This is a genomic window from Streptomyces sp. NPDC006140 (genome assembly GCF_040628815.1).
GTDB lineage: Bacteria > Actinomycetota > Actinomycetes > Streptomycetales > Streptomycetaceae > Streptomyces.
This window is the reverse complement of sequence record NZ_JBEXTS010000021.1, coordinates 1-20,032: the sequence shown is the minus strand read 5'-3', so window position 1 is coordinate 20,032 and position 20,032 is coordinate 1. Positions and strand designations below refer to the sequence as shown.

The 20,032-nt window shown below is 70.9% G+C and carries 13 protein-coding genes; 5 read left to right on the top strand and 8 right to left on the bottom strand.

Features of this window, described 5'->3' with window-relative positions; translation table 11 throughout:
* The first annotated feature begins 19 nt into the window (after positions 1–19).
* Complete coding sequence (locus ABZ386_RS36885; protein WP_358967971.1) at positions 20–3,670, top strand: hydantoinase B/oxoprolinase family protein; 3,651 nt, start codon at positions 20–22, stop codon at positions 3,668–3,670.
* Entirely contained in the window at positions 3,651–4,256 is a 606-nt protein-coding gene (locus tag ABZ386_RS36880) for an ATP/GTP-binding protein (protein WP_351346901.1), read from the top strand. The genes ABZ386_RS36885 and ABZ386_RS36880 overlap by 20 nt, the downstream gene beginning before the upstream one ends.
* Positions 4,257–4,341: 85 nt before the next feature.
* Here the strand turns inward: ABZ386_RS36880 and glpK are convergent, their stop codons facing one another.
* The 5 genes from glpK to ABZ386_RS36855 all read right to left on the bottom strand — a co-directional run bounded on the left by glpK (position 4,342) and on the right by ABZ386_RS36855 (position 10,981).
* Complete coding sequence (gene glpK, locus ABZ386_RS36875) at positions 4,342–5,862, bottom strand: glycerol kinase GlpK (protein ID WP_114250842.1); 1,521 nt, start codon at positions 5,860–5,862, stop codon at positions 4,342–4,344.
* 19 nt (positions 5,863–5,881) lie between these two features.
* On the bottom strand, positions 5,882–6,679 hold the full coding sequence (locus tag ABZ386_RS36870; RefSeq protein WP_351346898.1) for an MIP/aquaporin family protein: 798 nt from the start codon (positions 6,677–6,679) through the stop codon (positions 5,882–5,884).
* Between the two features lie 860 nt (positions 6,680–7,539).
* Positions 7,540–9,186, bottom strand: a complete 1,647-nt coding sequence (locus ABZ386_RS36865; protein WP_358967968.1) for a GGDEF domain-containing protein — start codon at positions 9,184–9,186, stop codon at positions 7,540–7,542.
* A gap of 176 nt (positions 9,187–9,362) precedes the next feature.
* Positions 9,363–10,559 carry a lipid-transfer protein gene (locus ABZ386_RS36860; protein ID WP_358967965.1) on the bottom strand — a complete coding sequence of 399 codons (1,197 nt, stop codon included), beginning with the start codon at positions 10,557–10,559 and terminating at the stop codon, positions 9,363–9,365.
* Complete coding sequence (locus ABZ386_RS36855; protein WP_355721003.1) at positions 10,556–10,981, bottom strand: zinc ribbon domain-containing protein; 426 nt, start codon at positions 10,979–10,981, stop codon at positions 10,556–10,558. Before ABZ386_RS36855 ends, ABZ386_RS36860 begins: the two co-directional genes overlap by 4 nt.
* A gap of 224 nt (positions 10,982–11,205) precedes the next feature.
* On the opposite strand from ABZ386_RS36855, the gene ABZ386_RS36850 reads away from it, so the two are divergent.
* Positions 11,206–11,739 (top strand): NUDIX domain-containing protein, encoded by a 534-nt coding sequence (locus ABZ386_RS36850; protein ID WP_114250838.1) that lies wholly within the window; start codon positions 11,206–11,208, stop codon positions 11,737–11,739.
* A gap of 2 nt (positions 11,740–11,741) precedes the next feature.
* Here the strand turns inward: ABZ386_RS36850 and ABZ386_RS36845 are convergent, their stop codons facing one another.
* Entirely contained in the window at positions 11,742–14,108 is a 2,367-nt protein-coding gene (locus ABZ386_RS36845) for a TIM-barrel domain-containing protein (protein ID WP_358967962.1), read from the bottom strand.
* Between the two features lie 212 nt (positions 14,109–14,320).
* On the opposite strand from ABZ386_RS36845, the gene ABZ386_RS36840 reads away from it, so the two are divergent.
* Both ABZ386_RS36840 and ABZ386_RS36835 read left to right on the top strand, forming a co-directional pair.
* On the top strand, positions 14,321–16,288 hold the full coding sequence (locus tag ABZ386_RS36840) for an acetoacetate--CoA ligase (protein WP_351346888.1): 1,968 nt from the start codon (positions 14,321–14,323) through the stop codon (positions 16,286–16,288).
* Between the two features lie 175 nt (positions 16,289–16,463).
* The gene (locus ABZ386_RS36835; protein ID WP_351346886.1) at positions 16,464–17,354 is read left to right on the top strand and encodes a hypothetical protein; all 891 of its coding nucleotides are present in this window, start codon (positions 16,464–16,466) and stop codon (positions 17,352–17,354) included.
* A 69-nt stretch (positions 17,355–17,423) separates the two neighbouring features.
* On the opposite strand, the gene ptsP is transcribed toward ABZ386_RS36835, so the two are convergent.
* Together ptsP and ABZ386_RS36825 are read right to left on the bottom strand one after the other, a co-directional pair.
* The gene (ptsP, locus tag ABZ386_RS36830) at positions 17,424–19,094 is read right to left on the bottom strand and encodes a phosphoenolpyruvate--protein phosphotransferase (RefSeq protein ID WP_358967959.1); all 1,671 of its coding nucleotides are present in this window, start codon (positions 19,092–19,094) and stop codon (positions 17,424–17,426) included.
* A 78-nt stretch (positions 19,095–19,172) separates the two neighbouring features.
* Positions 19,173–19,622 carry a PTS glucose transporter subunit IIA gene (locus ABZ386_RS36825; protein ID WP_351346882.1) on the bottom strand — a complete coding sequence of 150 codons (450 nt, stop codon included), beginning with the start codon at positions 19,620–19,622 and terminating at the stop codon, positions 19,173–19,175.
* Positions 19,623–20,032: the final 410 nt, after the last annotated feature.

Here is a 20,032-nt window from a genome sequence, read left to right as displayed (position 1 = left end):
GCGGAAGCGAGGTACTGACGTGACTGGCTGGCAGTTCTGGGTCGACCGGGGCGGCACCTTCACCGACGTCGTCGCGCGTCGCCCGGACGGCCGGCTGCTCACGCACAAGCTCCTGTCGGACAATCCGGCACGCTACGCCGACGCCGCGGTCGAGGGCGTCCGCACCCTGCTGTCCGGCTCCGCCGACCCAGTGGAGACCGTACGCATGGGGACCACGGTCGCCACCAACGCCCTCCTGGAGCGCAAGGGCGAACGCACCCTCCTGGCCATCACCCGCGGCTTCCGCGACGCCCTGCGCATCGCCTACCAGAACCGCCCGAGCATCTTCGCCCGCCGCATCGACCTGCCCGAGCTGCTGTACGAACGGGTCGTCGAGGTCGACGAGCGCATCGACGCCGACGGCACCGTCCTGCTCGCGCCCGACCTGGACGCCCTCGCCGGGCCCCTCCAGGAGGCGTACGACGACGGCATCCGGGCCGTCGCCGTGGTCTGCATGCACAGCCACCTCCACCCCGCCCACGAACAGGCTGTCGGGGAGCTCGCCGCCCGCATCGGCTTCCCGCAGATCTCGCTCTCCAGCGAGGCCAGCCCCCTGATGAAGCTCGTCCCCCGCGGGGACACCGCCGTCGTCGACGCCTACCTCTCGCCCGTACTGCGCCGCTACGTCCGGCAGGTCGCCGACGAACTCGAAGGCGTACGGCTGATGTTCATGCAGTCCAACGGCGGCCTCACCGAGGCCGGGCAGTTCCGCGGGAAGGACGCCATCCTGTCCGGCCCGGCCGGCGGCATCGTCGGCATGGCCCGGATGTCGCAGCTCGCCGGCTTCGACCGCGTCATCGGCTTCGACATGGGCGGCACCTCCACCGACGTCTCCCACTTCGCGGGCGAGTACGAACGGGTCTTCACCAGCCGGATCGCCGGCGTCCGGCTGCGCGCCCCCATGCTGGACATCCACACCGTCGCGGCCGGCGGCGGCTCCGTCCTGCACTTCGACGGCTCCCGCTACCGCGTAGGGCCGGACTCGGCGGGCGCGGACCCGGGACCCGCCTGCTACCGCGGCGGCGGTCCGCTCGCCGTCACCGACGCCAACGTCATGCTCGGCCGGATCCAGCCCGCCCACTTCCCGAACGTGTTCGGCCCGAACGGCGACGAGCCCCTCGACGAGGCACTCGTCCGGGACCGCTTCACCGCCCTCGCGCGCGAGATCAGCGAGCGGACCGGCGACGACCGCACCCCCGAGCAGGTCGCCGAGGGCTACCTGCGGATCGCCGTCGCCAACATCGCGTCCGCCGTGAAGCGGATCTCCGTCCAGAAGGGCCACGACGTCACCCGCTACGCCCTCACCACGTTCGGCGGCGCCGGCGGCCAGCACGCCTGCATGGTCGCCGACTCCCTCGGCATCCGCACCGTCCTCGTGCCGCCCATGGCCGGTGTCCTCTCCGCGCTCGGCATCGGCCTGGCCGACACCACCGCCATGCGCGGACAGTCGGTCGAGGCACCCCTGGGCCCCGCCTCCATGCCCGGCGTCCGCAAGATCGCCGAAGACCTCGAAGCGGCGGCGCGCGCCGAACTCCTCGCCGAGGACGTCCCCGAGGAGCGCATCGAGGTCACCCGTCGCGCGGAGCTCCGCTACGACGGCACCGACACGACCCTCACCGTCGAACTGACCGAGCCCGACACGATGCGGCGAGCTTTCGAAGACCGTCATCGCGCCACGTACTCCTTCACGCTCGACCGCCCGATCGTCGTCGAAGCCCTCTCCGTCGAAGCCACCGGCATCACAGAACCCCCCGATCTCTCCGCTCTCGCTCCCCACGGAGCCACCCAGGACGGCAGCCCCCCGCCGCCACGGACCGTCCGCCTCCACACCGGCGGTTCCTGGCGGGACGTACCCCTCCACCGCCGCGAGGACCTTCCCCCCGGCGACCCCGTCACCGGCCCGGTGATCATCACCGAAGCCGGCGCGACGACCGTCGTCGACGACGGCTGGCGGGCCGCGGCGACCGACGACGGGCATCTGCTCATGGAACGCGCCGCGATTACGCAGAGTTCCGATCTCGACACGAAAGTCGACCCGGTTCTGCTCGAGGTCTTCAACAACCTCTTCATGTCCATCGCCGAGCAGATGGGCGCCCGCCTCGAGTCCACCGCCCAGTCCGTCAACATCAAAGAGCGTCTGGACTTCTCCTGCGCCCTCTTCGACCCGGACGGAAACCTGGTGGCCAACGCCCCCCACATCCCCGTCCACCTGGGCTCGATGGGAACCAGCGTCAAAGAGGTCATCCGCCGGCGCGGCCCCCGCATGCGCCCGGGCGACACGTACGCCGTCAACGACCCGTACCACGGCGGCACCCACCTGCCCGACGTCACCGTGATCACCCCGGTCTTCGGCACCCCATCGCCGGGCAACACGGAGAGTGACCCGGAGATCCTCTTCTACGTCGCCTCACGCGGCCACCACGCCGAGATCGGCGGCATCGCCCCCGGCTCCATGCCCGCGAACAGCCGCACCATCGAGGAGGAAGGCGTCCTCTTCGACAACTGGCTGCTCGCCGAGAACGGCCGCTTCCGCGAGGAAGAGACCCTCCGCCTCCTCACCGAGGCCCCGTACCCCTCCCGCAACCCGAAGACCAACCTCGCCGACCTGCGCGCCCAGATCGCCGCCAACCAGAAGGGCGTCGACGAGGTCGGCCGCATGATCGAGGAGTTCGGCCTCGACGTCGTCCAGGCCTATATGCGGCACGTCCAGGACAACGCCGAAGAGGCCGTGCGCCGCGTCATCGACGCCCTCGACGACGGCGAGTACGCCTACGAGACCGACTCGGGCGCCGTCATCCGCGTGACCGTACGCGTGGACCGCGAGAACCGAGCCGCCACCATCGACTTCACCGGCACGTCCGCGCAGCTGCCCACCAACTTCAACGCGCCCTTCTCGGTCGTCAACGCGTGCGTCCTGTACGTCTTCCGCACCCTCGTCGCCGACGACATCCCCCTCAACGACGGCTGCCTGCGCCCCCTGAGCATCGTCGTGCCGCCCCGCTCCCTGCTCGCGCCCGAGCCGCCGGCCGCCGTCGTCGCGGGCAACGTGGAGACCTCCCAGGCCATCACCGGTGCCCTCTACGCCGCCCTCGGCGTCCAGGCCGAGGGCTCCGGGACCATGAACAACGTCACCTTCGGCAACGCGCGCCACCAGTACTACGAGACGGTCGCCTCCGGCTCGGGAGCGGGCGACGGCTTCCCTGGCGCACCCGTCGTCCAGACCCACATGACCAACTCACGCCTCACCGACCCCGAGGTCCTGGAATGGCGACTGCCCGTGCGCCTCGAGGAGTTCGCGGTCCGGCGCGGCAGCGGCGGCGCCGGACGGTGGCGTGGCGGCGACGGCGCCGTCCGCCGCATCCGCTTCCTGGAGCCCATGACCGTCTCCACGCTCTCGCAGCACCGTCGCGTCCCCCCGTACGGTATGGCGGGCGGCGAGCCGGGCGCTCTCGGCGCCAACCGAGTGGAACACGCCGACGGCACGGTGACCGACCTCGGCGGCAGTGGCTCCGCTGACGTCGTCACCGGCGACGTACTCGTCATCGAAACCCCCGGCGGCGGAGGCTACGGCCCGCCGTCGCCCGACCCCCATCAAGCAGGAGAAGAGATCGATGATCTTCGGGCGTTCTGAGCGCGGCAAGCCTCCGGTCGAGCCCGTCACGCTCAAGATCCTGGTGGCCGGCGGCTTCGGCGTGGGCAAGACCACGCTCGTCGGCGCGGTCAGCGAGATCAGGCCGCTGCGCACCGAGGAACTGCTCACCGAGGCCGGGCGCCCGGTCGACGACATCAGCGGCGTGGAAGGCAAGCACACCACGACCGTGGCCATGGACTTCGGCCGCATCACCCTGCGCGAGGACCTGGTGCTGTACCTCTTCGGCACGCCCGGACAGGAGCGGTTCTGGTTCATGTGGGACGAACTCTCCGAGGGCGCGCTCGGTGCCGTCGTGCTGGCCGACACCCGGCGCCTGGAGGACTGCTTCGCCGCCGTCGACTACTTCGAACGGCGCGCCATACCGTTCCTCGTCGGCGTCAACTGCTTCGAGGGCGCCCCGCGCTACCCCGTCGAGGACGTCCGCCAAGCCCTCGACCTCGACGACGGCGTACCGCTCATGATGTGCGACGCCCGCGACCGCGAGTCCGTCAAGGAAGCGCTCATCGGCGTCGTCCAGCACGCGATGGCCTACGCGGCGGACCGCCGCCACACGGTGACCTCCTGACCGGAACAGACCGGCGGGCACGGCCCGTACCCCCGCCGACAGGGGTACGGGCCGCAGTCGGAAACGGCCCTCCACGCGCGCGTGGCTAGCTGTCGCCGTCCTCCTCCCAGCCGAAGCTCCGCTCCACGGCCTTGCGCCAGTTGTGGTACTCGCGGTCCCGTACCGACGCCTCCATGGACGGCGTCCACTCGACGTCCTTCTGCCAGTGCGCCTTGAGTTCGTCCAGGTCGTTCCACACACCGGTGGCCAGACCGGCCGCGTACGCGGCGCCCAGACAGGTCGTCTCGGAGACCTTGGGCCGCACCACCGGCACGTCGAGCACGTCCGACTGGTGCTGCATGAGCAGGTTGTTCTTCGTCATGCCGCCGTCGACCTTCAGGGTGGTGATGTGCACCCCGGAGTCCTGGTACATGGCGTCCACGACCTCGCGCGTCTGCCAGCTCGTCGCCTCCAGCACCGCGCGCGCGAGATGCGCCTTAGTGACGTACCGGGTGAGGCCGGTGACCACGCCACGCGCGTCGGAGCGCCAGTACGGCGCGAACAGGCCAGAGAACGCGGGCACGATGTACGCACCGCCGTTGTCCTCCACGCTCGCCGCCAGGGGCTCGATCTCGTCGGCGGTGCGGATGATGCCGAGCTGGTCGCGGAACCACTGGACCAGCGCGCCCGTTATGGCTATCGACCCTTCCAGGCAGTAGATCGGCGCCTCACTGCCGATCTTGTACCCCATGGTCGTCAGCAGGCCGCTCTTCGACGGCACCGGGCGGTTGCCCGTGTTGAGCAGCAGGAAGCTCCCCGTGCCGTACGTGTTCTTCGCCGTGCCCACGTCGTAGCAGGCCTGCCCGAACACGGCCGCCTGCTGGTCGCCCAGCGCCGAGGCCACGGGGACACCGGCGAGCTGGCCGACGGCGGTGCCGTACACCTCGGCGGATGATTTGATCTCGGGCAGCATGGCCTCGGGAATGTTCATCGCCGAGAGGATCGAGGAGTCCCACTGGAGGGTCTCCAGGTTCATCAGCATGGTCCGGCCGGCGTTGGTGACGTCGGTGACGTGCTGACCGCCGTCCGTACCGCCGGTGAGGTTCCAGATCAGCCACGAGTCCATGGTGCCGAAGGCGATCTCACCGCGTTCGGCGCGCGCCCGCAGGTCGGGCACGTTGTCGAGCAGCCAGGCCGCCTTGGGCCCGGAGAAGTAGGTGGCCAGCGGCAGCCCCGTCTGCTCGCGGAAACGGTCCTGCCCGTCCGATCCGCCCAGCTGGTTGCAGAGCGCCGCCGTCCGCGTGTCCTGCCAGACGATGGCGTTGTGCACCGGCTTGCCCGTCGCGCGGTCCCACAGGAGGGTCGTCTCCCGCTGGTTGGTGATCCCCATCGCGCTCAGCTGGTCGGCGCGCAGCCCGGCCTTGGCGATCGCCCCGGCGACCACCGCCTGGGTCTTGGACCAGATCTCGGTGGCGTCGTGCTCGACCCAGCCCGGCTTGGGAAAGATCTGGCGGTGCTCGCGCTGGTCGACGGCGACGATCGCGCCGTGCTGGTTGAAGACGATGCAGCGGCTCGACGTGGTGCCCTGGTCGATCGCTGCGACGTACTTCTCGGCGTTGTCCGTCATGACTACCCCTCGGGCTGGTTCAGAAGGCTGCGTTGTAGATGAGGCCACCCAGCAATCCGCCGATCAGCGGGCCGACGACCGGGATCCACGAGTAGCCCCAATCGGACGTTCCCTTGTTCGGGATCGGCAGGACGGAGTGGATGATGCGCGGTCCGAGGTCACGTGCCGGGTTGATGGCATACCCGGTGGGACCACCCAGGGACAGACCGATGCCGACGACCAGCAGGGCGACCAGGAGGATCGCGATGCCGGATCCGTAGATGCCTTCGGTCTGCCCGGCGATCTGACCGATGCCGATTCCCTCCACGTGCCGGTTGCTGCCGACGAGGGCAAGCAGGGGCAGCACCAGCGCGATGGTGGCGAGGATCTCGGTCATCAGGTTGGCCACCGGGTTCCGGATCTCGGGGATCGTGGAGAAGATGCCCAGCGTCGGAACCGGTTCGTCCTCCGTGCCCTCGGTGGTCCCCGTCTTGCGCACGTTGGCCTGGAACTGGGCGAAGTACACCAGGTACGCCAGGATGGCCCCGATCATGGCTCCGGCCATCTGCCCCAGGATGTAGATCCAGACCTTGTCCCACACACCGGTGTCGACGGCGAGACCGAAGGTGACGGCCGGGTTGAGGTGCCCTCCGGAGAGGGGAGCGGCGGTGTACGCGCCGGCCAGCACGGCGAAGCCCCAGCCGAACGCGATCACGATCCACCCGGAGGCCCGTGCCTTCGAGAACCTGAGGGTGACGGCCGCGCACACTCCGGCGCCGAACAGGATCAGGATCGCCGTGCCGATCAACTCGCCGAAGAAGATGTCCCAGTTACTCATGGCGGCTCCTAGGCCGTGACCCGGAACGGTCCGCCCCAGGCCTCACGTGCAGGGTGCGTTTCCCATGGCTACTTCAGCCGAAGGCAGGGGTCCCGCGCCCCGCCCGGCATCCGTGACGAGCGTGCCGTCGCAGCCGAATCGCCCGTGGGGAATGGGCCTTGGCGCAGGCGCTTCCACGCGCCGCAGTGCCGGATTACGCCGAGTATGTACGGCGATGTCGACTGACACCGGAAGTGTTCACCGGCACCCAAAGGGCGTCAAGGTAGCCGACCGCAACGGTTGACGGCCATGTGACGGTCGCCCGGGTTTCTGCCGGGCCGGGTGGCCGGTTGCGCGGCCGCGGCGGTACCCGGTCGGGTCGTTGTTCAGATCTGGGTCGGACCCGCGCGGACCTTGTGCGCCGCGCGAGGCATGACGGGTGGTGTCCGGCCTTCGCTGAGCCCCGCCCTTGGCGACTGCCCAGCCTCACCTGACTCCTCGCTTGCTCGTGTCCAGCATCTACCTGACCTGCCGGTTTCTCAACCGGACCAGTCGGGACCCGCTGCAGGCCGCCGTGCGGGGCCTGCCGGGGCAGGTTCCCGGCGCCCAGACGCCGCCCCTGACAGCGCCGCGGACCGCATGTGCCGAGCCCACCGGAGCTCCGCCAGATCCCCTGCCCCGCTCGCCGCTGAAGCCCCTACGAGGGGCTCAGAACCCCATGCCCGCCCCTCCGGGCCCACGCGACCCCGCATGCGGCTCAGAGCGCATTCATGTCCTCACCCCACGCGACCTGCAAGCCGCCCAGAACCCACGCTCGCGCCCCTCCGGCACTGCGAGCGATACAGAACCCCCGAATACCCGGCCCTTCCCGCAGCCGCCCATCACCCCCCACCGGGTTCCGCCACGCCACACCCCGCCGCTGCCGGTTCGGAGCCCCGGCGCGTCTCGTGGCCGGGCGATCCCGCGCGGCCCAGCACCCAACTCGCCCCGTGCAAGGCCTTCGCCGCCTTCTTCAGCGGTGCCAGGCAGGCCGCCGCCTGCCGGTGGTCCGCCACACTGCCCGGCGCGCACAGCACCGTCGCGAGCGACAGCGTGACCGGCCGCCCGCCCGCCGACCAGGGCGCGTCCAGCACGGAGGCGGCCAGCGGATCGAGGCCGTCCGGATCGGCCAGGACCAGGAAGTCGTCCCCGCCGATGTGCCCCACGCGTGCCCCGCCCGTGGCGGCCTGCTGGAGTGCTCGGCCCACTGCCCGGATCAGCTCGTCGCCCGCCGCGAACCCGGCCCCGTCGTTGACCTGCTTGAAGTGGTCGACGTCCAGCCAGCTCAGCGCGAACGCCCGCCCGGCAGCGATGCGCCGGTCCACCTCCTCGGTGATCGCGTCCGAGCCCGGCAGACGCGTCAGCGGATTGAGTCCGGCCGCCTCCTCCACCCGCGTCTCGGCCAGCGCGCGCACGAGGTCCGCAAGCCGTACGACCCCCACGCACCGCCCGTGCTCGTCCACCACGGCCACGTCGTCCGACGTACGGTCCCGTCCGCCGACCGCCACCACGTCCAGCACCTCCCAGGCGGTCGCGTCGACACCCACCGTCCGCGGCGGGTCACCGAGCTTGGCCGCGGGCCGGTCGGCGTACAGGGCGTGCCCGTAGCGTCCCGACATCGACAACAGGAAGCGGGACCGGTGCACCGACCGGACCGGTACCCCGGCGGTGTCCACGAGCAGCACCCCGGACACGTCCGGCGAGCCGGTCAGCAGCGCGCGCACCTGACCCGCGGACGCCGTGGCGGGCAGCAAGGCTGCGGGCCGCACGAACTCCCGTACCGACGGCCCGGACCGAGGCACCGCCATACCGCCGGGGGAGCGGGGCGGAACGTAGACGTCCGCGGCGGGCAGCCGGGCCGGCGGCGCGAAGAGCTCGCCCTGTGCCAGCTGTGCCCCGGCCGCCCATGCCGCCGCGCACTGCCCCTCGGTCTCCACGCCCTCCACGGCCAGGAGCGCTCCCAGTTCGTCGCACAGCGTCCGCATCGACCGCACCACCGCGGGCCGCGCCAGCAGCGACGCGTCCAGTTTCACGAGGCCGGGCGCGATGTCCGAGAGCAGCCGCAAGGGCACGTCCCCGTCCCCCACGCCGTCCGCGCAGATCCGGAAGCCCTGGCCGCGCAGTGTGGCGACCGCCTCCAGCAGCGCGTGCTGCGGCACGTGCGTGTACGGCGGACAGACGTCGATCGTCACCTCCCACGGCAGGCGCCCCGCCTCGCGCACGGCGTCGTGCAGGGAAGGGAGACCGCCGAGGTCGGCGAGGGTGCCGGCGAACACGTTGACGAACAGCGGGAGCAGGGTCTCCTTGCGCACCGCCGCACGGACCGCTGACACCGCCAGCCGGCAGTCGAGTTCGGGATCCCGACGGGCTTCGGCCAGGATGTCGCCGCTCTCCGGGCGGGCGAGTATCTCCAGTCCCGCGACCGCCCCGGTCGCCAGGTTGACCACCGGTTGGAAGGCGAAGCGGAGAGTATCCGTCCAGGAGCGCACGGGAGCATGATGACTCCACCGGCGCACGCTCAGGCCCAGTTCATGAGACGTTCACGCAGGATTCCGGCGCGGTCACACAGCGTATGGCCAGCGTCCGGCGCGGCCGTACGACCCGCACGGAGGCGGTGCGTGACCCGCATGGCGCCATGCGGTCGTGCAGTCTCCGGCAGAGCGGCTCACCGCACCGCGATCACCGCCGACCCGTGCCCGAAGAGCCCCTGGTTCGCGCTGAGGCCGACGCGCGCTCCCGTCACCTGCCGGTCACCTGCCTCGCCTCTCAACTGCCAGGCCAGCTCACACACCTGGGCTATCGCCTGGGCCGGTACCGCCTCGCCGAAGGAGGCCAGTCCACCGCTGACGTTCACCGGTATGCGACCGCCCAGGGCCGTCGCCCCGTCGCGCAGCAGCTTCACGCCCTCGCCCTCACCGCACAGCCCCAGGTCTTCGTACCACTGAAGCTCAAGGGCGGTGGAGAGGTCGTAGACCTCGGCCAGCGACAGGTCTTCCGGCCCTATGCCGGCCTCGTCGTAGGCCGCCCGCGCGATCGACGTCCGGAACGTCTCCCCGGGCGGGTCCACCGCCACCGCGACCGCGGAGTCCGTGGCGATGTCCGGCAGGTCCAACACGGTGTTGGGGTAACGCGGGGTCACCGTGGAGACGGCCCGGATCCGCACCGGCTCCGCGTGCCCATGCCGCCGCGCGTACTCCAGGCTCGACAGCACCAGGGCCGCACCGCCGTCGGAAGTGGCGCAGATGTCGAGCAGCCGCAGCGGATCGGCGACGACGGGGGAGGAGGCGACCTCCTCGGCCGTGACACGGCTGCGGTAGCGGGCGTTCGGGTTGACCGCTCCCATCGCCGCGTTCTTCACCTTCACCTGTGCGAAGTCCTCCGGCGTGTCGCCGTGCACAGCCATGCGTCTGCGGGCGTACAGCCCGAAGTAGACCGGGTTGGTCGCCCCGAGGATGCGGAAGCGCAGCCAGTCGGGATCGTCGGGCCGGTCGCCGCCCGCCGGGCGGAAAAATCCCTTGGGAGCGGCATCGGCCCCGACCACCAGCACCACATCGGTGAGGCCGGCGAGGATCTGGGCCCGCGCGGTGTCGACGGCCTGTGCACCGGAGGCGCACGCCGCGTACACGCTCGCGACCCGGGCTCCTTGCCAACCCAGTGCTTTCGCGAATGTCGCTCCCGCGACGAATCCCGGGTAGCCGCCCCGCACCGTGCCCGCGCCGATGATCGAGCCGATGTCCCGCCAGTCCAGCCCGGCGTCGGCGAGGGCCGCGCGGGCGGCCGCCACGCCGTACTCGACGAAGCTCCGCCCCCACTTGCCCCACGGATGCATGCCCGCGCCGAGCACCGCCACTTCGTCCGTCACGCCTTCACCCCCGTCGGCCGCCACTGCCACGTCGTCCACGTCGTCTCCGCGTCCTCATGGAGCACGCCGGGCACGACCTCCGCCTCCATGCCCACCGCCAGATCCGAGGCGGTGACCCCCGGAGCCGCCTGTCCCAGCACCACGATCCGCTCGGCCTCCAGCTCCACAGCGATCAACGCGCACGGCTCCCATGGAAGTTCCGGATCGCTCACGTAGGGTGACGGCGGCCGATACCGGCTGTCCGTGTACGACCAGACGCGCCCGCGCCGGGACAGCGGGATCTCCTCCAACTCCCCGCCCGCACAGCCCGGGTTGCGGCAACGGTGGTCCTCGCGTGGGAAGAAGACCGAAGCGCATGCCGTGCAACGCGTGCCGAGCAGCCGGAAACCGTCCCCCTCCCCGGCGAACCACCCCGCCACCACAGGTGTACGAGTACGCGCCACAGCCCCTCCCCACAGCTAGATCTGACGGCCCGTCAGGAGTCTGTCACGATCCGCCGAAGATCGGCAGGCCACCGCCCCGGACGCGACAGGCAGTCACAGCGCCTGTCCCTTCCCCACCGGGGACCACTCCTGGTAGACGCAGGCAGCGCCCACTGAGCCGCCTGCCCGAGACGCCCTCCCCGTGATCGGCTACAGTCCGCCGCGTGTCCGAAACTCAGCACTCCAGTTCCAACTCCGCGCCGGACTCCCACTGTTCGAGCTGCGGCGCGCCCTACGGTGAGGGCGTCTCCGGCTGGCCCCGCACCTGCCCGGCATGCGGCGCCGTGGCCTACCGCAACCCGCTCCCGGTCGCGGTGGCCCTCCAGCCCGTGTACGACACCAAGGGCATGGCCCTGGTGGTCATCACACGAACCGTCGCTCCCGCGCGCGGGGGCATCGCCCTGCCCGGCGGCTACATCGACGACCGCGAGGACTGGCGGCAGGCAGTCGTACGCGAGCTCAAGGAGGAGACCGGCATCGATGCGGCCGGCCGCGACGTACGCCTCGTCGACGCCATGAGCTCGCCCGACGGACACCTGCTGCTGTTCGGTCTCCTCCCGGAACGCCCGGCCGAGGGCCTGCCGCCCTCCGCTGCCACGGACGAGACCGAGGGCTGGCACCTCCTGCGCAGGCCGGAGGAGCTCGCCTTCCCGCTGCACACCGTGGCCGTCCGGGCCTGGTTCGAGGGCCGGTACTGAGCTCAGCGCTCCCCGGCCCCGCGGACGCGCACCGGGTGGGGCGGCGCGCCCCCGCCGTCCTCGCCCTCCCGCTCGACGACCACCCGCGAGCCCGTCCACCGGGTGGTGTAGCGCTCGATCTCCGGCTCGTCCCAGCCCTCGCCCCCGTCCGGCACGACCAGCCCGCCCCCGGTCCGGCCCCGGGCGGGTGCCCAGACCTCCAGTTCCAGCCCGCCGTCCTCCCCGCGCACGGGAAGCACGGCACCCGCGCGTGCGAACACCGGGATCCGCGACAGGGGCGCGTCGACGAGCACCGGCGCCGGCCCCTCGTACGCCTGCTCCGTCGCTGTGTCGTACCAGAGTCCCCGCGGCAGCTGCACGGCACGCCGGTCCGCGCCCGGATCGAGCACCGGCGCCACCAGCAGGCTGTCCCCCAGCAGGAAGGCGTCCCCGCAGTCCCGCAGCACCCGCTCCTCCGGTGCGGCCCACCACAGGGGCCGCACGTAGGGAGCCCCGGTCCGCCGGGCCAGATGCGCCAAGGTCATGAAGTACGGCAGCAGCCGCCGGCGTTCCACGAGCGCCACGCGCGCGTGCTCCAGCACCTCCGGACCGAACTCCCACGGTTCCCTCCGCCCCGCCCGCAGACTCGCGTGCGTCCGGAAGAGCGGCAGATACGCGCCCAGCTGGAACCACCGCAGGTACAGCTCGGGTGAAGGATCCCCGTCGAAGCCTCCGATGTCCGGACCCGAGTACGGGACACCGCACAGCCCGAGCCCCATGACCAGCGCCAGAGACGCCCGCAGTCCCGGCCAGCCGGTGGCCACGTCCCCCGACCACGTCCCGCCGTAGCGCTGCATGCCGGCCCACCCGGAGCGGGAGAACAGAAACGGCCGCTCCTGGGGCGAGAGTTTCCGCAGCCCTTCGAAGCCCGCCCGGGCCATGCACAGCGCGTACACGTTGTGCGCCTCACGATGGTCCCCGCCCCGCCCCTCCAAGGAGTGCCGCGCCGAACGCGGCAGCGTCGTCTCCCCGAAGGCGTTGAACGAGGTGGGCTCGTTCATGTCATGCCAGAAACCCGAGAACCCCTGCGTCAGCCGCTCCTCGTAGAGACGGCCCCACCACTCCCGCACGCGCGCGTGCGTGAAGTCGGGAAACACCGCCTCCCCGGGCCACACCACACCCTGCACAACCTGCCCCGACGCGTCCCGCACGAACGCGTCCTCCGCCACGCCGTCGTCGTACACCGCGTTGCCGGGCAGGGCCTTCACGGCCGGGTCGACGATCGACACCAACCGGATGCCGTCCCGCCGCAGCTCCTCGGCCAGAACCGGCAGCTTCGGGAAGCGGTCCTGGTCGACGGTGAAACCCTGATGAGCGTCGAAATGGTCGATGTCCAGATGCACGGCGTCGAGCGGAAGACCGTGCTCCAGATACCCCGCGACGATCCGCCGCACCTCCTGCTCGCTGCCGAACCCCCACCGCGCGTGGTGATGGCCGAGCGCCCACGCGGGCGGCAGCGCCGGCGCCCCGGTCAGCGAGGCCCACGCGAGCAGCACGCGCGCGGGGCTGCCCACCATCACCCAGCAGCGCAGCGGACCGCCGTCCATCCGCAGCTCGCTCGTCCCGGCGCGATCGTGCCCGGAACCCGCACCCTCCTCGCCCTCCCGCAGGGTCACCGTGCCGTCCCACGAGCTGTCGTGGAACACCAGATGGGTACCTCCGTCGGACACCACCAGCTGCACCGGCATCGTGATGTACAGCGGGTCGTCACCAGGCGCGAAGGCGTGCCCGGGATCGGTGTTCCACAGCCGGTACGTCCCGTCCGGCAGCCGAGGACCCGAAGCACGCCCCCCGAGACCGAAGAACCGCGCGTCGGCAGCCACCTCCGACCGCTGCATCCACCGCGCCTGGCCGCCACCGACCGGCTCCCACCACCGCGGCGGCAGATCACGGCGAAGGGTCACGCCGCCCGGGGTGCGCACCTCCACCGCGCCGTGCCGCGAGACGACCACCGTCGCCCGCTCGGCCACCACCCGCCAGCCGCCGTCCTTGTCCGGCTCCAGCACCGCACGAGGGTCCGGCTCCGGACAGCGGCCGGCCAGCGCGTACGACGGCTCGGGCTCCGCCCCGTCCCAGCCCCAGAAGACGGCCCCGTTCACCGCGACCAGAATCCGCAACTCCGACCGGCTGAACCGGACGACACCGCCCCCCGGCCCCGGCTCCACCCCCTGCACGGGCCCGGGCACCCGCGCCCGCTCCGCCCCCCGCGACGGCAGCCCGGTGGCGTCGGCCCGCCGCCTGCGCCACGCTGCTCGTACGGTACGCACACCCTGCGCCGCCCCCACCGAACCCACCGCTTTCACCGAACGCACCAGGTCACGACCGTTCATGCTGCTCACCCTGCCACTGACCGCCCCACGAGCGCGTCTCGTTCAACTGCCGTTCACCCGTGTCAGGACCACATCTTCACGACACCGACTATGTGGGGCGCACCCTGGTGCCGAAGTCGATCACGTGGCATTGTCCGTGCCAGCCGCGTCACGCGCACACCCCAGCCCGTGCGCGGAGGACGCACACGACGCGCACAGTCCGGGAGCCGACCATGTCGACCGATAGTCCTCAGCCGCTCTGGCAGCCCGACCCCGAGCGCATCGCACGGGCACGCATCACCAGGTTCCAGGCCTGGGCCGCCGAGCACCACGGCGCCCCCGCCGAGGGCGGCTACGCGGCCCTGCAGCGCTGGTCCGTCGATGAGCTGGAAACCTTCTGGACAGCCGTCACCGAGTGGTTCGACGTCCGCTTCTCGACCCCCTACGCGCGCGTGCTCGGCAACCGCTCCATGCCGGGCGCCCCATGGTTCCCCGGGGCAACCCTCAACTACGCCGAACACGCCCTGCGCGCCGCCGACACCCGCGCCGACGAACCGGCTCTCCTGTACGTCGACGAGACACACGAACCAAGCCCCGTCACCTGGACCGAACTGCGCCGCCAGGTCGGCTCCCTCGCCGCCGAACTGCGCGCCCTCGGCGTGCGCCCCGGAGACCGCGTCAGCGGCTACCTCCCCAACATCCCGCAGGCCGTGGTCGCCCTCCTCGCCACAGCAGCCGTGGGCGGCGTATGGACGTCCTGCGCGCCCGACTTCGGCGCCCGCAGCGTCCTCGACCGCTTCCAGCAGGTCGAACCCGTCGTGCTGTTCACCGTCGACGGCTACCGCTACGGCGGCAAGGAACACGACCGGCGCGAGATCGTCTCCGAACTGCGGCGCGAACTGCCCACCCTGCGCGCCGTCGTCCACATCCCCCTCCTCGGCACCGACGCGCCCGAGGGCGCCCTGGACTGGTCGGCCCTCACCTCCGGCGACACCGCCCCCGTCTTCGAGCAGGTGCCCTTCGAGCACCCCCTGTGGGTGCTCTACTCCTCCGGCACGACCGGCCTGCCCAAGGCCATCGTCCAGTCCCAGGGCGGCATCCTGGTCGAGCACCTCAAGCAGATCGGCCTGCACTGCGACCTGGGCCCCGAGGACCGCTTCTTCTGGTACACCTCGACCGGCTGGATGATGTGGAACTTCCTCGTCTCCGGCCTGCTCACCGGCACCACGGTCGTCCTCTACGACGGCAGCCCCGGCTACCCCGACACCGGTGCCCAATGGCGGATCGCCGAACGCACGAAAGCCACCCTGTACGGCACGTCGGCCGCCTACGTCATGGCCTGCCGCAAGGCCGGCGTGCACCCGTCCCGCGACTTCGACCTCTCCTCCGTCCAGTGCGTCGCCACCACCGGCTCACCCCTGCCGCCGGACGGCTTCCGCTGGCTCCACGACGAGGTCCGCGACGACCTGTGGATCGCCTCCGTCAGCGGCGGTACGGACGTGTGCTCCTGCTTCGCCGGAGCGGTACCGACCCTCCCGGTCCACGTCGGCGAGCTGCAGGCCCCCTGCCTCGGCACCGACCTCCAGTCCTGGGACCCGAACGGCAGCCCCCTGATCGACGAGGTCGGGGAACTCGTGGTCACCAACCCCATGCCGTCGATGCCCATCCACTTCTGGAACGACCCCGACGGCAGCCGCTACCACGACAGCTACTTCGACACCTACCCCGGCGTATGGCGGCACGGAGACTGGATCACCGTCACCTCCCGCGGATCCGTCATCATCCACGGCCGCTCCGACTCCACGCTCAACCGCCAGGGCGTTCGCATGGGATCCGCCGACATCTACGAAGCCGTCGAGCGCCTCCCCGAGATCCGGGAGTCCCTCGTCATCGGCATCGAACAGCCCGACGGCGGCTACTGGATGCCCCTCTTCGTGCATCTGGCCCCGGGAGTCACCCTCGACGAGTCCCTGCTGAACCGCGTCAAGCAGACCATCCGCGAGCAACTCTCACCGCGCCACGTCCCCGACGAGATCATCGAAGTGCCCGGCATCCCGCACACCCTCACCGGCAAGCGCATCGAGGTCCCGGTCAAGCGCCTCCTCCAAGGCACCCCCCTGGAGAAGGCGGTCAACCCGGGCTCCATCGACAACCTCGACCTGCTGGCCTTCTACGAGGAACTGGCCCGCAAGCGCGCCTGACCGGCGTCTTGGACCACTCCCCGTCACGGTGGGTAGATGCTGCTGGCATCAGCCACACCGCCATGACCTGCGTTTTCTTCATCGGTCGAGTAGGTGATCCCCCTGGCAGCCCCCATTGTCAGTGCCGCCGGTTACTGTGAGTGAGCACTGATCGACCGTGCACAGGGGGAACACAATGGCGCACACTGACAGCAGGACCATGCGACGCGTCCTGGGCCGCGAAATCGCAGGCACCATCGGCCTGCTGACCGACGAGCACGACTTCCGGGCCATGCGGCGCTACCGCAGCTTCACCTTCGACGACCACGCGACCTACCTCAAGCAGATGGAGGCCCTCCTCAGGACGCGGGCCCTGCAAGGCAGCCACACCACGGTGGCCCTCTTCGACCCGGAGGAATACGCCGAGTTCTGCGAACAGAAGGGCCTGGACCCCGACATCCCGTCGACCCGCACCCGTTTCACCGCGCACCTCGCGCTGACCGGCCCGAGCCTCCCGTACGAGGGCCAGCCCCTGGCCGACCTCCTCTCCTCCCTCGTCGACGAAGCCGTCCGGCAGGCCACCTGGGAGTACGCGACCACGCTCCTCGCCCGCCTGGGAGCCTGCACCTCCTGCGGCGAGGACATCGGACGCGCCGCCTTCACCCGCGCCTCGGAACTCCTCGTCCGCATCCTCGACACAGCTCCACCCGGGGACCGGCACCTCGTCTGCAGCGTCACCGGACCACCCGAAACCCTCGTCGCCGCACTCCACGCCACCGACACCGGCAACGCCCTGGAACTCGACGAGACCGAAGCCCTCGAATTCACCACGGTCCTGGCCCTCGGCCTGGCCACCGAAAGCCCCGGCGGCCTCGTCATCCGGGCCAGCGCCCCAGGCACCCCCGACCGCGTCTACGGCTGGCGCCTGCGCGCATACGGACTCACACCCCTCACCGCGGGAGAGGTCTTCGACGCCTACTGCACCGACATCGACTCCGGGGACCTCATCTCCCCGGAATCCAACGTCGACTACTGCGCACCACCCGACCTCGGAGACGAGAAACCCACACGGGGACACCACCACTGAAACCCGGAGGGGCGCCCCACCTCAGTGGAGCGCCCCTCCCGGGCAGCCGATCAGCCGACCACATCCGGCCTACTCGCCGGACAGCACCGCCTGCGCCGCGCTCCGCGCGTCCTCGGCGCTGTCCGACGCCCGGGCCGCGGCGGCGGCCCGCTCGCACTGCGCCAACGTGTACTTCGCCAGCGTCGCGCGGACGTAGGGGATCGACGCCGAGCCCATGGAGAGAGAGGTGACGCCCAGACCAGCCAGCACACAGGCGAGGAGCGGGTCGGACGCGGCCTCACCGCACACACCACAGCTCTTGCCCTCGGCCTTCGCCGCCTCGGCGGACAGCGCCACCAGGTCGAGCAGCGCGGGCTGCCACGGATCCTGAAGACGGGAGACCGCACCCACCTGACGGTCGGCGGCGAACGTGTACTGCGCCAGGTCGTTCGTCCCCAGCGACAGGAACTCGACCTCCTGCAGGATCGAGCGTGCCCGCAGCGCGGCCGACGGGATCTCGACCATCGCACCGAACTTCGCCCGCAGCCCCGCCTCACGGCACGCGTCCGCGAAGGACCGGGCATCCGTACGGTCCGCCACCATCGGGGCCATGACCTCGAGATAGACCGGCAGCCCCTCCGCGGCCTTCGCGAGCGCCGTCAGCTGCGTGCGCAGGACCTCGGGGTGATCGAGCAGCGTCCGCAGGCCCCGCACGCCCAGCGCGGGGTTCGGCTCGTCGGCCGGAGTGAGGAAGTCGAGCGGCTTGTCCGCACCCGCGTCCAGCACCCGCACCACGACACGCCCCTCGGGGAACGCCTCGAGCACCTGCCGGTACGCCGCGATCTGCTTCTCCTCGGACGGCGCCTGCTTGCTGTCATCCAGGAAGAGGAACTCGGTACGGAACAGACCGACGCCTTCCGCACCAGCCTCCACGGCGGCCGCCACATCCACAGGGCCACCGATGTTCGCCAGGAGCGGCACCTTGTGACCATCCGCGGTCGCTCCAGGCCCGGTCGAGGCGGCCAAGGCAGCCTTCCGCTCGGCTGCCGCGGCCTCGAGCTGCGCCTTCTTCTCATCGCTCGGCTCGACGAAGATCTCGCCCGTGCTGCCGTCGACGGCGATCATCGTGCCTTCGGCGAGCTCACCGGCGCCCGGCAGCGCCACGACGGCCGGCACCCCGAGCGCGCGGGCCAGAATCGCGCTGTGACTGGTCGGGCCGCCCTCCTCGGTGACGAAGCCCAACACGAGAGTGGGGTCGAGCAGCGCGGTGTCGGCAGGCGCGAGATCACGGGCCACAAGGACATAGGGCTCGTCGCTGTCGGGGACACCCGGCATCGGCACCCCCAGCAGACGGGCGACGATACGGTTCCGCACGTCGTCGAGGTCGGCCACGCGACCGGCGAGGTACTCACCGGCGCCGGCCAGCAGCTCGCGGTACGAGGCGAACGCGTCGTACACCCCGCGCTCGGCCGTGCTGCCGACAGCGATCCGCCGCTCCACGTCGGCCATCAGCTCGGGGTCCTGGGCCATCATGGCCTGGGCCTCGAGCACCGCCTGGGCTTCGCCTCCCGCCAGATTCCCGCGCGCCATCAGGTCGGCCGCCACAGCCTCCACGGCCTTGCGGGCGCGCCCCTGTTCACGCTCCGCTTCCTCCGCCGGAATCTGCTTCGCGGGCGGCTCGAGCACCGCCGTTCCCATATGCCGAACTTCGCCGATCGCCACACCGTGGCTCACGCCGACGCCTCGCAGCGTTGTCTCCATCTCACCCGTCTCCGATAGTGCGGCGGGTCCCACCGCCGCGTTGGTTGTCCTACTCGCCGTCATACGACGGCACAGACGTCACTTCCAGAGGAAGAGACTGTCGCCGGCCTTCACATCACCGTTGTCGCGAAGATCGGAGAGCGCCTCGGCCGTGGCTTCCAGTGCTACGACCGGGCAGACCGCGGACTTGCCTGCGGCCTCGACGGCCGCCGGGTTCCAGCGCACGACGCCCTGACCGCGCCGGACGGTGTCGCCCTTGTTCACGAGCAGCTCGAAACCCTCTCCGTTGAGCTGCACGGTGTCGATACCGAGGTGGGTGAGCACGCCGTGTCCGCTCTCGTCGACCACGACGAACGCGTGCGGGTGCAGGGAGACGATGACGCCGTCCACGGGGGAGACGGCTTCGGAAGGCTCGCGTACGGGGTCGATCGCTGTGCCCGGGCCGACCATGGCCCCGGAGAAGACCGGATCCGGCACGGCTGCCAGTCCGATGGCGCGTCCTGCGAGTGGGGACGTCACGGTGGTCATGGGAAGCCTCCCAGGGGTGGAGATCGATAGGGGCCGTCCGTATCGGTACCGGACGGCACACTGCTCAGCAGCGTATGTCACCTGAAGTGCCGGTTCCGCGCAGGCACTCCAGAGTGGTCTAGACCATACCCCAAAGGGATTTGCACCGGCTCTACGGCCGCGTGTACAGTCGTACTCCTGCTTGGGGATGAGCGACGCAAGCTCGCGTCCTCGCCCGGCAGCAACCAACTTGTCAGATCCTATCTCGGGGTCGCCTTCTGCATGCCTGCAGGACGGTGGTCAGAGGGCCGGAAAAACACTGATAGAGTTTGGAACACCGAAGGGAAGCGCCCGGAGGAAAGCCCGAGAGGGTGAGTACAAAGGAAGCGACCGTTCCTTGAGAACTCAACAGCGTGCCAAAAGTCAACGCC